This is a genomic window from Kitasatospora sp. NPDC032150 (assembly GCF_055579945.1).
This window is the reverse complement of record NZ_JBVIMH010000019.1, coordinates 101100-115047: the sequence shown is the minus strand read 5'-3', so window position 1 is coordinate 115047 and position 13948 is coordinate 101100. Positions and strand designations below refer to the sequence as shown.

The following is a 13948-nucleotide window of genomic DNA, read 5'->3' as shown; positions in this document are numbered from 1 at the left end:
ATGGCCCGTCCCCACCCCTCGTATCCGCTCCTGGAGCGCACCGTGCTTGGAGTCAACGACCTGGCGACGTATGTCCTCGGCGCCCTCGTCATCGTCCTGCTGCCGGGACCGAACTCGCTGTACGTCACGTCCGTGGCCGCCCGCAAGGGCATACGGGCCGGCTACCGCGCCGCCGCCGGGGTCTTCACCGGCGACCTCACCCTGATCTCGTTGACCTCGCTCGGCGCCGCCTCGCTGCTGCGGGCCAACCCCGCGGTCTTCGCGGTGGTCAAGTTCGGCGGAGCGGCCTACCTGCTCTGGATCGGCTTCGGGATGCTGCGGGCGGCCCGCGAGCTCTGGCGTGAGCGCCGGGCCACCGCGGAGCGGGCCGAGAGGACGGAGGCGTCCGACGGTGCGGCCGGGACCGATGCGGAGCGCCCGTTCCGCCGGGCCCTGGTGATCAGCCTGCTCAACCCGAAGGCCATCCTCTTCCTGCTGTCGTACTTCACCCAGTTCGTCGACCCGTCATACGGGCAGCCGGTGCTCTCCTTCGCCCTGCTCGGCGGCATACTGCAGTCGTTCAGCCTGCTCTACCTGTCCGCGCTGATCTTCGCGGGCACCTCGCTGGCCGCCGCCTTCCGCCGCCGCAAGCGCCTCACGGCCGGCCTCGCCGGCGCCGTCGCCGTCCTCTTCGCGGGCTTCGCCGCCAAGCTCGCCGTCTCCTCCGCCTGAACGTCCGCCCGGCTGCGGGGCGTCCACCTGAGCCGCGGCGGATGCGGGTACGGACCACGCCCCGAATGTGTGTAGACTGGCGCCCGTTGTCAGTGCGACGATCATTCGGTCCCGCACGACGGCGGTGCCGCCTTAGCTCAGCTGGCCAGAGCAACGCACTCGTAATGCGTAGGTCGCGGGTTCGAATCCCGCAGGCGGCTCAGTGAAGGCCCAGGTCACATAGCCCGTGACCTGGGCCTTTTGTCATTCCTTGGCGTGCGGGCAGGGGGCGGTAGCGCGCTGCAGGATCGCTTGCGTGAGCGATGCGTGAGCGCGGGTGTTGATCTTGGGTTAGCGCTTGGCCTTCTTGGCCTTGGACTTCGCTTTCTTCCGGGCCTTCCGCTCGGCCTTCTCGGCTTCGGCGGCGGCCTTCGCGGTGGCCTTGGCGAGAGCCTCGGCTTCGGACTTCCGCTGGAGGGGGACGAGCTTCGCGGCGGCCTCGGCCGCATCCTTGGCGATCTCGGGCAGGACGCTGGTGTAGGTGTCCGACGTGATCTTGATGGAGGAATGGCCGAGCATCTCGGACACCACCTTCATGTCGACCCCGCCGGCGAGGGCGAGCGTGGCCGCGCCGTGGCGGAGGTCGTGCAGGCGGATCGGCGGCAGGCCGGAGGCGGCGACCAGGCGCTCGAACATGTCGGTGACCTTGCCGGGGTGGAGCCAGGACCCGTCCTCGTTGGTGAAGACGCGGCCGGTGTCCTTCCAGGCCGACCCCCAGTCGTTCCGCTTCTTCTGCTGCCGGTCGCGATGGCGCCGCAGGACGGCCACCGTGTCGTCGTCCAGTGCCACCGTCCGGAAGCTCCCGTCGGTCTTGGGGTCGGACTCTTCGACCTCCCAGCCGTCCTGCACGAGCTGAGCCGTCACGGTCAGCGAGCTGCCGTCGAGATTGGTCTCGGACCACGGCTGCCCGCACGCCTCGCCCCGGCGAAGACCGCGGAAGGCGATCACGTGCCACATCGCGTACAGGCGGTCGTCGGCCACCGAGTCGAGGAACGCGCCGATCTGCTGCGGCGTCCAGACCATCACCGGGGAGGGCTTCACGCCGGTCTCCTGCCACTGGGCGACCCGCTCGGGCGTCCAGACCAGACCCTTTGGCTTGCTCGCCGGGTCGAGCTCGACGTGGGCGGCCGGGTTGAAGGTGATCAGACCCTCGGGGATGGCGGCGTTCAGGGCGGTCCGGAGCGTGGCGCGGATGCGCTGGCGAGTGGCAGCACCGGTCGTGCGCCGGAACGGCGGCATCTCGGCGAGCTCGGCCCGCAGAGCCTTGCGGTGGGCACGGTTCTCCATGCCCTTGATCGGAACCGTGGCGAGCTCGGCCTTCAGTGCGTGCCGCAGGGCGTTGTTCTCCAGGATCTCCTCGTTCGCGTCGGCGATGGCCGTGAACATCTCGGCGAGCGTGCTCACCCGCAGCCGGTCGACGCGGATGTGCCCGATCCGGGGCTTGAGGTGGACCCGCACGTCGGATTCGTAGCGGGTGATCCCGGACTTGCGGATCTTCTTGTTCGTCCAGGCGGTGGCCGTGGACGTGGGCGAGGGCCAGGCCGAGGAGGATGAAGCCGCGGTTGATGTACCGGTGGCCGGCTCCGGGTTCGCCAAGGGCATGGGCCTCGCCGCCCCGCAGATCGGCATCCCCCGCGCCGCCGCCCTCGTCCTACCTCCGACTGCCGGCGCCGAGCCGATCATCCTGCTCAACCCGAAGGCCACCGCGGTCTCCGACGAGACCGACGAACAGTACGAGGGCTGTCTCAGCTTCTTCGACGTCCGCGGCATGGTCCCCCGCCCCCTCCGCATGGACGTCACCGCCACCACCCTCGACGGGACCATCACCACCGTCACCTACGAGTTCGGCCTCGCCCGCCTCATCGCCCACGAGATCGACCACCTCGACGGCCTGCTCTGCACCGACCGCATGCGCCCCGACGTCCACCCGATCCCAGTCGAGGAGTACCGGGGAACGGGCTTGTCCTGGGCCTACTGAAGTTTCACCCCCGGCCGTCCACTGAACGGTGGACCCGAGATTCAACCGGCCGGGCGTGTCGGGCCCTGCCCCCGGCCGACCAGGATCTCGGGTATGAGTCAACTCCCTGTGCGGATAGCCCGATGGAGCGCCCGGCACGCATGGCGCGCGATCGCCGGCTGGTTCGCGTTCGTCATCCTGTGCTTCGGTGTCGGCGTCACGGTCGGCTCCCACGAAGCCACTACCGAGGATTACCGGGTCGGTGAGGCGGGGCGGGCCGAGGCGATCGCGGCCGCGGGCGGCATGCAGCAGCGGCCGACGGAGCAGATCATCATCCACGCCAGGTCCGGACCGCTGGACACGGCCGCCGCCGCCTCGGCGGCGCAGGAGCTCACCGAGCGGATGCGGAAGCTTCCCGAGGTGGACGGCGTGGCGGCTCCGGTCCGCTCCAAGGACGGTCAGGTCGTCAGGGTCTCGGTGGTCCTGAACGGCCCCGAGCTGGACGGCAAGAAGAACGTCGTCCCGCTCCTCGCGCAGACGGCGAAGGTTCGCGACGGCCACCCGGACCTGATCGTGGAGGAGGCCGGCTCCCCCTCGATCAGCAAGGGCGTCAATGACCAGCGAGGGAAAGACCTGACGCTCTCCGAGCGCATCACCCTGCCGGTCACGCTCATCACGCTACTGATCGTCTTCGGATCGGTGGTCATGGCCGGTGTGCCGCTGCTGCTTGCGCTCTCCTCGATCACCGCCGCCCTGGGGCTGTCCATGGTCGCGTCCCATGTCCTGCCCGACCCCGGTGTCGGGACCAACATGATCCTGCTCATCGGCCTGGCGGTGGGCGTCGACTACACGCTCTTCTACCTCAAGCGCGAACGCGAGGAACGGGCCCGCGCCGGGGGGCGGCTCAGTTCCGAGGCCCTGGTGGAGCTGGCGGCGGCGACCGCGGGCCGGGCCATCGTGGTCTCCGGTCTCGCCGTGATCGTCTCCACCGCGACCCTGTATCTGGCCACGGACGTCATCTTCTCCTCGCTCGCGACGGGCACGATCCTGGTCGTGACGGTTGCCGTGGTCAGCTCCCTGACCGTACTTCCCGCACTCCTGGTGAAGATCGGCCACCGGACCGAGCTGCGTGCAGCCCGCCGTGCGGCCCGCGGCAAGCCGGTCCGGGCGAAGCGGGCCGAGGCCGAGACGGGCCGGGTGTTCGGCGCCCTGCTGAGGCCCGCGCACAAGCACCCCGCCCTCACGCTGTGCGTATCGACGCTGGTCATGCTCGCCCTGGCGGCACCCGCGCTCGGCCTGAGGCTCGTCGACCCGGGCAAGGACACCTTCTCCCGCGACATCCCGGCCATGCAGGCCTACGACCGGCTGAACGCAGCCTTCCCGGAGCTCCTGGTCAAGCACGTGGTTGTCGCCCGCTCCACTCCGGAGCGAGCGGCTCAGGTGCAGCATGCTCTGACGGACCTCGGCCGACGGGCGCAGGCCGATCCGCTGTTCGCCATGGACGCCGAGCCGACGGTGCGCACGTCGGCCGACGGCCGGGTCAGCGTGCTGGAGCTGGCCGTCCCGTTCCCCGCACCCTCCGCCCAGGCGATCGAGTCACTCGACCACATCCGTAAGGACTATCTGCCCGCCACGGTCGGCAGGCTGTCCGGTGTGGAGACGGGGGTGAGCGGTGACGTGGCCCGAGGCCGCGACTACGTGGATCACGAGAACAGCAAGCTGCCGCTGGTCATCGGGTTCCTGCTGCTGGCGACCTTCGTGATGACCGTGTTGGCGTTCCGCTCGGTCGTCATCGGCCTGATCGGCGTGGCACTCAATCTGCTGTCCGCCGGGGCCTCGCTCGGCCTGCTGGTCGTGTTCTTCCAGGGGACATGGGCAGAGGACCTACTGGCCTTCCACTCCCTCGGCGCCATCGCGTCCCGGGTACCGCTGTTCCTCTTCGTGATCCTCTTCGGCCTGTCGATGGACTACCAGGTCTTCGTGGTCAGCCGGATACAGGAGGCCATGCGCAACGGGATGTCGGCTCGCGAGGCGGTACTGGACGGCATCAGCCGGTCGGCCAAGGTGGTGACCAGCGCGGCGATCGTGATGGTGACGGTGTTCGGTGCCTTCGTCGCCCTGCACCTCACCGAGATGAAGCAGATGGGCTTCTGCCTGGCGGTGGCCGTGCTGCTGGATGCCGTGGTCATCCGGCTCATGGTCCTGCCCTCGCTCCTGCTGCTCCTCGGCGACCGGGCGTGGTGGCCGTCCCGCCCGGCGCGACGGGCGCATGCCGCGGTCCCTGCGGCCGGACCGCTGCAGAACGTAGGCTGACGATCATGATTCAACGGCCGCAGCCGGGCGACCGGTTCCGCATACGGATCCTTCGCCGGTGGTACGCAGCTTCCTGGGTGCTCCTGGGCGTGTGTCCTCCGGTCATCTCCGCGCTGAACCACGGCGGGACGACGAAGTACTGGTCGTTGGCGCTGCTGGCCGTGATCGCCCTCTGCTACGCGACCGTGGTGGCCTTCCCCCGCAATCCTGTGCTGCGCCCCCACACCTTTCTGGGCGTGCTCGTCCTCGGTCTGGGCGCACTGTCCCTCCTGCGTGGCGACGGCGCGGCGTTGTTCATCGTGTCGCTCCCTCACTTCTGGCTCTTCGCCAGGAGCCCGCGGCACTCGATCGCGTTCAGCGGCGCCGCCGCCGCGGCCACCGTTGCCGGCATCATCCGCCATCAGAGCTGGCACGCGGAGGACTTCTCCACCGGCAACATCGTCTTCACCCTCATCGGCTACACGGCGAGCGTGCTGCTCGGACTGGCGGTGGTCCGAATCGTCGAGCAGAGCGACGATCGCGCCCGCCGACTCGCCTCCGAGTTGGAGAGCGCCCAACTGCGCCTGGCCGAGGCGCACAAGCTCCAGGGCGCCACGGAGGAGCGCGAGCGGCTCGCACGGGAGATCCACGACACCCTCGCCCAGGGCTTCGCGTCCATCATCGTGCTGGCGGAGGCGGCCCGCTCCAGCCTCGACACGGACCCCGGCAGGAGCGCCCGGCAACTGCTCTCGATCGAGAACACCGCACGCGAGAACTTCGCCGAGGCGCGGGTACTCGTCGGCTCCGCCCCGCAGAGCGGTCTCGCCCTCGGCTCGGTCGCGGGGGCCCTGCGCCGGACCCTGGACCGGTTCGCCGAGGACACGGGGCTCACCGTCACCGCGGACCTGCCGGACGTCGAGTGCGACCAGCCGACCCGGATCGCGCTCCTGCGCTGCACCCAGGAGTCCCTGGCCAACGTCCGCAAGCACGCGGCCGCCTCTGCGGTGGAGATCGTCCTCACTCCGTCTCCGTACGGCGTCGAACTGGAGATAACCGACGACGGCAGGGGCTTCGTGGTCGAGGACTCCCACGGCTTCGGGCTCAACGGCATGCGCAACCGCCTCGCCGAACTCGGCGGCGAACTCACCGTCACCAGTTCCCTCGGCGACGGCACCCGTGTTCTCGCCGTGATTCCCACGAACAGTCAGGTGTGACGACATGGCAGGTCGAACAGAGCCGGAAGGTCTCCGCGTCATCGTGGTCGACGACCACACGGTCATGCGCGCCGGGGTCGTCGCCCTGCTGGCCTCGGAACCCACCATCGATATCGTCGGCGAGGGCGGCGACGGCCGCGCGGCCGTCGAACTCGTCGAGCTCCTGAAGCCGGATGTGGCACTGATCGATCTGCGGATGCCGGTCCTCGACGGCGCGAGTGCCACCGCCGAGATCGTCGCCCGCCACCCGGGGACCCGGGTACTGATCCTGACCACGTACGACACCGACGCGGAGATCGAGCGCGCGGTCGAGGCGGGCGCGATCGGCTACTTGCTCAAGGACACCACGCGTGACCAGCTCGTCGACGCCATCCGATCCGCGTCCCGCGGCGAGACCGTCCTGGCCCCGAGGGTCGCGGAGCGGCTGGTCGCCCGCATGCGGCAGCCCGCTCCGGTGGCTCTGACCACGCGGGAGGTGGACGTACTGAGCGCAGTCGCCGACGGGTTGTCCAACGCGGAGATCGGTCGGCGGCTGGTCATTGCGGAAGCCACAGTGAAGACCCATCTGCTGCGGGTTTTCGCCAAGCTCGACGTCAGGGACCGCACCCACGCGGTGGTCGTCGCCCTCGAACGCGGGCTGCTGGACAGGCGTTCCTGACTTCGGTGTGCCTGGCTTGCGGAAGGCGAGGCCACCGACTCTCGCTCGAACCTGGAGCTCAACCCCACCCGCAGGCCGCCCGAGCCGCGCCGTCGTCGACCACGGTGAAGACGCAGGCGTATTTCTGGCCTCGACGCAGGCTTCTCTGCGTGAGCGATGCGTGAGCGGACGGGGCAGCACGTGCCGGTTCGGGCGGGATCGTGGATCACGGCGCAACGTTCTGAACTGTGGTTTCGTCACCAGATGATCGATGCCGACAGCAGCCAACATGATCACTGTCGGGCTCGTAATGCGTAGGTCACGGGTTCGAATCCCGTAGGCGGCTCCATGTGAAAACCCCAGGTCGGGTATCCAGACCTGGGGTTTTTTTCTGTTCTCTTGATCCGGGTAGATCAGCCAAATCGGGCACTTTGGTGGCTCCTGGCAGAGGGTGAAGGCGCCAGAGAGTACGAGCCCCGGTCCCGGGCTGCCGGTGCTGCGGGTTTGTTCCGGCTCCGCTCCAGCCGTCAGGATGTCTCCTGGGCGATCGGGAAATGTGGGGAACATGACGCGGCGGTCACAGAACCAGGCGACGGAGCACCAACTCAAGATCGTGCTTCTGGGCACGAAACCTCCCGTGTGGCGGCGCGTCGTCATGCCGTCCGACAGCACGCTCGGCAGCCTCCACGAGGTGATCCAGCGGGCCTTCGGGTGGACCGGCAGCCATCTGCACGGCTTCGAGGACGGTTCGGGACGCCGGTACGGCGACCCCGATCAGCTGGAGGACGTGTACCTGCGGACGGTCGAAGAGGAGTCGGTCTCACTCGCCGATGTCCTCCCCAGCGCCGGTGACCGGCTGGACTACACCTACGACTTCGGTGACGACTGGATGCACCGCGTCACCGTGGAGAAGGTGCTGCCGCGCGAGGGCACCGAGCGGGTGGCCCGGTGCGTGGGCGGGCGCCGGGCAGACCCTCCGGCGGAGGACATCGGCGGGCCCTGGGGCATGGCGGCCGTCCTGGAGCTGCTGGCCGATCCCGATCCTGCGGACGACGAGGAGTACGAGGACTACGAGGACTACGAGGAACTGGCCGGGGAGCTGCGCGAGCGCGGCTACGATCCGGCGGTTTTCGACGTCAAGGAGACCACCAGCGCCCTGGCGGCGCTGGAGCTGCGCGCTCCGCGCCCGGTCGGACGGCGCTCGCAGACCGGGAAGGACCGCGGGAAGGACCGTGCTCCCGCCCGGGGCGACCTGGGCCGGCTGACCAGGGCTGACCTGGCGTACTGCACCTGCGGCCGATGCCGGGAGGGCGACCCGGTGCGGTCGGTCCTCGATCCCGACGACGAGACGGGCGCGCTGGCCGACGCCGGGCCGCTGCCCCCCGTCGTGCTGCCGCCCCGCGCCGAGCTCGCGGCCGTCACCCGCGCGTTGCCCCTGGTGGACGCCGCGCTGCGGCTCGCCGCCTGGTGCGGCAAGGGGCGCAAGGTCACGCCGAAGGGCGTGCTGCGGCCCGCGCTCGCGAGAGAGGCCGTCGAGGATCTCGAACTGTGGCGGCTCGACCCGGAGTTGGCGGACCCGGATGTGCGGGCCGCACGGCTCGGGTCGCTGCGCAGTGCGGGCGATCTGCCGATCGTCGACGATCCGTGGCGGCTCGCGGTGGCGGCCGAGCTGGTGGAGGTCGGCTCGGGGACGGCGCGCGGTACCGATGTCGACGACGAAGCGCTGCTGACCGGCTGGGAGGATGCGCTCTGCTCGGAGCTGACCGGCCTGATGGCGGAGGGCACACAGGGCGTCCCGGGCCCGATCAGGAGTGTGCTCCCCGGTGCGGCGGGCCTGGCGGTCGAACTCGCCGTGCTGCTGTACGCCCTCCCGGAAGGCGAGTGGCTCGACCCGGGCACGGCACTGGACGCCCTGGTGGAGGAGCCGCCCGGCCAGGCGGCTTCGCTGCTCCACCTGCTGGCCGGTGAGACCCTGCGCGAACTCGCGGACACGCTCGGACGTTTCGGCGCCGCCGAGGTCGAGCGCGGGGAGTCCCCGGGCCACCCCGTGCGGCCGGTGACGGGCATCCTCTTCGGCAGCCCGGACGGGCAGCCGGACCAGGAGAGCGACGGAACCCGCCTGCGCCTGACGCCGCTCGGCCGCCACGGCGTGCGCGAGCTCCTGCTGGACCTGGGCTTCGCAGCCCCGCTGGTCGGCGGGCTGGCCGAGGCCGATGCCGCCGCGCTGCTGGAGGGACTCGTGGACTACCCTCCGCAGGCCGCCGAGCACGAGGTCGACGGCTGGCTGACCGGTCGCTCGGAGGCGGACGCGGCGGTACAGGTGATCGACGCCTGCCGGGGCACCGACGGAGGCTCGGCGCTACGCCGCACCACCGCGCCGCTGGTGCTGACGCGGCTGGCAGAGGAACGGGCCCTGCGGGTGCTGCGGAAGGCGGCCGCGTCGGACGTGGACGGCAGCCGCCACGTGGCCGCCGCCGCGCTGTACGCGCGTGGTGAGAACCCGGGCGGGTGCGGCGAGTCGGGCAGGCTGTGGCTGATGGTCGACATCCTTGCCGTCATGACCGACCTGGATGCCGAGGAGCTCGCCGAGTTCGTCACCGAGGGTGACGAAGAGCTGCGCGACGGCCTCACCGAGGCGGCCGACGATCTGTGGCGCAGCGGCCATCCGGCGACCGCCGAGGTGCTCACTGCGCTCGGTGAGGCGCTCCGCGGGGTGGACAGGAAGCTCGCCAAGCGCCTCCGCACCGCCGCCAACAAGGCCAGGTCCCGCCGATGAGCCGCCGGAACGTCATGACCGACCGGACCGTACGGCTGCCGGGGCAGCGCACGCTGCCGCCGTTGGCAGGCCCCGAGGCCGTTGCGTGGACGGCAGAGCTGCTGCGCGACGGCTGGGCCACCGTGTTCCTGCCCGAGGAACCGGCCCGGCACGGCCGACTGCTGCTGTGGCGGCCCGCCGATGCCCCGGCGGCCGCAGCGGAGCGGCTTCCGGCCGGGATCGAGGCACGCTCGGCCGAGCTGGTGCTGCCGCACGGGCGCACGGTGCGCCGCCGTACCGTGACGGGCTTCGGGGTGCCGGTGGCGGTGGCCGTGTCCGCCCTGCTGGCCGGGACACCGGAGCACCCGTCCGCCGCCGCGTGGGTGGCGGGGGCACGGTTCGCGCTGCGGCTGCTGGCCGAGGGCCGCCTGCACCCCGGCCTGACACTCGAGGCGTACGACACCTGGCGGGCCGGTCCGTACGACGCTGCACACCGCCAGGCGCTGGAGGAACTGGCCGCCGCCTTTCCGCCGCACGCCCACTGCCTGCCCCAAGCCGGACCGCCGCCGCTGCGCATCGCCGAGCCCGCCGTACTGCTGCGGGCGTTCTGCGACGCGGTGGCCGACACCCTGGCCCGCACTCCTGCCGCACCGCTCGCGGTCGGCCAACTCCCTTACGCCTGGCGGGAAGTCCGGCCCTTGCCGCAACTGCGCGGCTGGGCCGAGGAGTTGGATGCGGCGCTGCTCGCCGACGTGTCGGTTTCCTTCCGGGTCGATCCGCCCGAGGGTCGGCGCAAGCAGTTCCGTGCCGTGCTCCAACTGCACACCGCCCAGGATCCCGCCCTGGTGGTGGAGGCGGGGCAGGTGTGGGCCGATCCCGGCGCGACGCGGCGGCTACTGGGCCCGCGTGCCGAGACGGAGATGCTGCTGGCGCTGCGGCGCGGCGCCCGGGCGTGGGCGCCGCTCGGCAGGCTGCTCCAGGACGCTGCCCCCGACCAGCTCCGGCTCTCCGACGACGAGGCGATGGAACTGCTCGGCGATGCCACCGACGCGCTGGGCGCGGCGGGCATCGCCGTGCACTGGCCGCGTGAACTGGTCAAGGCACTCACCGCCCAGGCGGTGATCGGGCAGCGCACCGCCCCGGGCAGCGCGGCGAGCGGACTGCTGGACGCCGACGCGCTGCTGGACTTCCGCTGGCAGGTCTCGCTCGGCGGCGAGGAGCTGACCGAGGTCGAGATGGACGCCCTCGCCGAGGCACGCCGCCCGCTGATCCGGCTGCGCGACCAGTGGGTGGTGGCCGACCCCAGGCTGGTGGCCCGGATCAAGCGCCGCCGCACGGAGTCGATGGCTCCGATGGAGGCGCTCACCACGGCCCTGACCGGCCAGGCGGAACTGGACGGCGAACGGGTGCCGTGCGCGGCCGTGGGTGCATTCGGTGAGCTGGTCGCGCGGATCCGCGACCCCGAGGCGCGCACCGCCGTCGAGCAGCCCGCCGCGCTCAAGGCCACCCTGCGCGACTACCAGCGCCGGGGTGTGGCTTGGCTCGCGCACATGTGCGAGCTGGGGCTCGGCGGCTGCCTCGCCGACGATATGGGCCTGGGCAAGACCATCACGCTGCTCGCGCTACACCTGCACCGCCAGACCGTTCCGGCCACCGCCGGACCGGCCCTGGTCGTCTGCCCGGCCTCCCTGCTCGGCAACTGGCAGCGAGAGGCGGAGAAGTTCGCGCCCGGCACCCCCGTGCGCCGCTACCACGGCGGCGGACGGCACCTCGATGACCTCGCGGCCGACGAGATCGTGCTCGTCACGTACGGGGTGCTGCGCCGCGACCGCGAACAACTCGCCGGAACCGACTGGTCGTTGGTGGCCGCCGACGAGGCGCAGCACGTCAAGAACCCGTACAGCACCACCGCCCGCGAACTGCGCGCCCTGACGAGCCGGGCCCGCGTCGCCCTCACCGGCACCCCCGTGGAGAACAACCTCTCCGAGCTGTGGGCACTGCTGGACTGGACCACGCCCGGTCTGCTCGGCTCGCTGCCCGTCTTCCGCGAACGCCACGCCCGCGCGGTGGAGTCGGGCGAGGACCCGGCCGCCGCAGAACGGCTCTCCCGGCTGGTGAAGCCCTTCCTGCTGCGACGGAAGAAGACCGACCCCGGGATCGCTCCCGAGCTGCCGGCGAAGACCGAGACCGAGCGCGTCGTCCCGCTCACCGCCGAGCAGGCGTCGCTGTACGAGGCCGTGGTGCGCGAGACCATGGACCGGATCCGCGAGAGCTCCGGCATCGCCCGCCGGGGCCTGGTGCTCAAGCTGCTGACCGGGCTCAAACAGATCTGCAACCACCCCGCCCAGTACCTGCGCCAGACCGGACCGCTCAGCGGACGCTCCGGCAAGCTGGACGTCCTCGACGAACTGCTCGACACCATCGCCGCCGAGGGTGAGTCCGCCCTGGTCTTCACCCAGTACACCCAGATGGCCAAGCTGGTCGAACGTCACCTGACGGCCCGTGGGATGTCCCCCCTGTACCTGCACGGCGCCACCCCGGTGACCCGCCGGGAGGAGATGGTGGCCGCCTTCCAGGCGGGGGAGAACCCGGTCTTCCTGCTGTCGCTCAAAGCGGCCGGCACCGGGCTCAACCTCACCCGGGCCACCCACGTCGTGCACTACGACCGCTGGTGGAACCCGGCCGTCGAGGACCAGGCCACCGACCGTGCCTACCGGATCGGGCAGGACCGGCCGGTGCAGGTCCACAAACTCCTCTGCGAGGGCACCGTGGAGGACGGGATCGCCCGACTGTCGGAGGGCAAACGCGCCCTGGCCGAGGCCGTGGTCGGCTCCGGCGAGGCCGCGCTGACCGAGCTCGGCGACGACGAACTGGCTGAACTGGTGGCCCTGAGGAGGCAGTCATGAGTCCGGCCCGTCGCGCACCCACCCGGGGTGCCCGCGCTTTCGCCGCCACCTGGTGGGGCCGGGCATGGGTCACCGCCCTGGAGGGCTCGACCCTCGACTCCGCCCGCCTTTCCCGGGGCCGTACCTATGCGCGAAAGGGCATGGTCGGCCAGGTCCTGATCGTTCCCGGGCAGGTGAAGGCGCCGGTCCAGGGCAGCCGCCCGAAGCCGTACCGTTCGGCCGTCCACGTCCCCGTACTGACGGACGACCAGTGGAGCGCGCTGCTCGACGCGGTCGCCGCTCGGGCCGGACACGTCGCGGCGCTGCTGGACGGCGAGATGCCCGCCGAGCTGGTCGAGGACGCGCGGGCCGCCGGCGTGTCGCTGCTGCCCGCCCCCACCGAACTGGACCCCGACTGCTCCTGCCCCGACTGGGGCTACCCCTGCAAGCACGCGGCGGCCCTCTGCTACGCCATCGGGGCCCGCATCGACGAGGACCCCTTCGTCCTCTTCGCCCTGCGCGGCCGGGACCGCGAGCAGGTCTTCGCCGCGCTGCGCGACCGGCGGGCGGCCGACCGGCCACCCGCCGGCCAGACCCCGACGGGCATTCCGGCCGCAGCCGCCTATGCGAGCTGGGCCGACCAGCGGCCCGCTCTGCCCGAGCCGCGCTGGCCCGCCGCCGAACGCACGCCCCGCCTCCCGGTCGAACCCCCGGCAGATTCAGGCCTCACCGCTGCCGACCTCGACCACCTGGCCGCCGACGCAGCCGTTCGCGCCGGACAGCTGCTCGCCGGAGACCACTCCTGGCTGGCACTCGCCGAACGCCAGGACGCGGTGCGCCTCACCGTCACGCAGCGCAGTCTCGAGTGGTTCCACGCCCTGCAGGCCGGAACCGGATTGCGCCCCCAGGAACTTGCCCGGCTGACCCGCGCCTGGCGGTACGGCGGCGCCATCGGGATGGCCGTCGCCGAGGACCCCGTGGCCGCAGACCCGGACGCCATGGCCGCCGCCCGCACGGCGGTGACCGAGGCCATCACGGACATGGCCCCCCGTCGCGACCAGGGCGCGTCGCTGCCCCTGCGCGCCTGGCGGAACCGCCTCACCTTTGGCGACAGCGGCCTCCAGCTCCGCCTCGGCCCGGACGGGCGCTGGTACCCGTATGCCAAGGAGGACGGAATTTGGTGGCCCTGTGCGCCCGCCGCCACCGACCCCGTTACGGCGCTCGCCGCGGCCTGGGAAAGCTGACCGATGGTACGCCTGCGGACCGGCCCACGAGCCCCAGGGACCGCCCGGAGCGGGGTTGGCGCGCGAAGTCGTGATGTGTGCGGCGGGTGGCCTCTGGGGCCGGCGCGACGTCAGGGCGCCCGGTGGGGCGCGAGCCGCAGTCGAACGGGCGGGCCGGCCGGCCCGCTTCGCCTCGGTCCAGGCACTGCCCGATGGCAAGGTCCAGGAGTTGGTC

The 13948-nt window shown here is 71.6% G+C and carries 8 protein-coding genes, 1 tRNA gene and 1 pseudogene; 9 read left to right on the top strand and 1 reads right to left on the bottom strand.

The genetic code is table 11. From position 1 onward, the window contains the following. Window positions 1-42 precede the first annotated feature (42 nt). Window positions 43-711, top strand: coding sequence for a leucine efflux protein LeuE (leuE, locus tag ACZ5ON_RS22690; protein ID WP_465595535.1), 669 nt, complete (start codon window positions 43-45; stop codon window positions 709-711). Between the two features lie 126 nt (window positions 712-837). Then, window positions 838-911, top strand: a tRNA-Thr gene (locus ACZ5ON_RS22685). 130 nt (window positions 912-1041) lie between these two features. On the opposite strand, the pseudogene ACZ5ON_RS22680 reads toward ACZ5ON_RS22685, so the two are convergent. Then, a pseudogene (locus ACZ5ON_RS22680) lies at window positions 1042-2250 on the bottom strand (tyrosine-type recombinase/integrase); the annotation flags it as partial. On the opposite strand from ACZ5ON_RS22680, the gene ACZ5ON_RS22675 reads away from it, so the two are divergent. From ACZ5ON_RS22675 to ACZ5ON_RS22645, 7 genes are all read left to right on the top strand, one after another. Continuing rightward, window positions 2237-2728, top strand: coding sequence for a peptide deformylase (locus ACZ5ON_RS22675; RefSeq protein WP_465595532.1), 492 nt, complete (start codon window positions 2237-2239; stop codon window positions 2726-2728). The pseudogene ACZ5ON_RS22680 and the gene ACZ5ON_RS22675 sit on opposite strands and share 14 nt — an antisense overlap. A 93-nt stretch (window positions 2729-2821) precedes the next feature. Further along, complete coding sequence (locus ACZ5ON_RS22670; RefSeq protein WP_465595529.1) at window positions 2822-5020, top strand: MMPL family transporter; 2199 nt, start codon at window positions 2822-2824, stop codon at window positions 5018-5020. 5 nt (window positions 5021-5025) lie between these two features. Then, a complete protein-coding gene (locus ACZ5ON_RS22665; protein ID WP_465595526.1) occupies window positions 5026-6213 on the top strand; it encodes a sensor histidine kinase in 1188 nt (395 codons plus the stop codon). Between the two features lie 4 nt (window positions 6214-6217). Further along, entirely contained in the window at window positions 6218-6871 is a 654-nt protein-coding gene (locus ACZ5ON_RS22660; protein WP_465595523.1) for a response regulator, read from the top strand. 511 nt (window positions 6872-7382) lie between these two features. After that, entirely contained in the window at window positions 7383-9626 is a 2244-nt protein-coding gene (locus ACZ5ON_RS22655; protein WP_465595520.1) for an IS1096 element passenger TnpR family protein, read from the top strand. Beyond that, complete coding sequence (locus tag ACZ5ON_RS22650; RefSeq protein WP_465595517.1) at window positions 9623-12511, top strand: DEAD/DEAH box helicase; 2889 nt, start codon at window positions 9623-9625, stop codon at window positions 12509-12511. The genes ACZ5ON_RS22655 and ACZ5ON_RS22650 overlap by 4 nt, the downstream gene beginning before the upstream one ends. Further along, complete coding sequence (locus ACZ5ON_RS22645) at window positions 12508-13734, top strand: SWIM zinc finger family protein (protein ID WP_465595514.1); 1227 nt, start codon at window positions 12508-12510, stop codon at window positions 13732-13734. The genes ACZ5ON_RS22650 and ACZ5ON_RS22645 overlap by 4 nt, the downstream gene beginning before the upstream one ends. The last annotated feature ends 214 nt before the right edge of the window (window positions 13735-13948 follow it).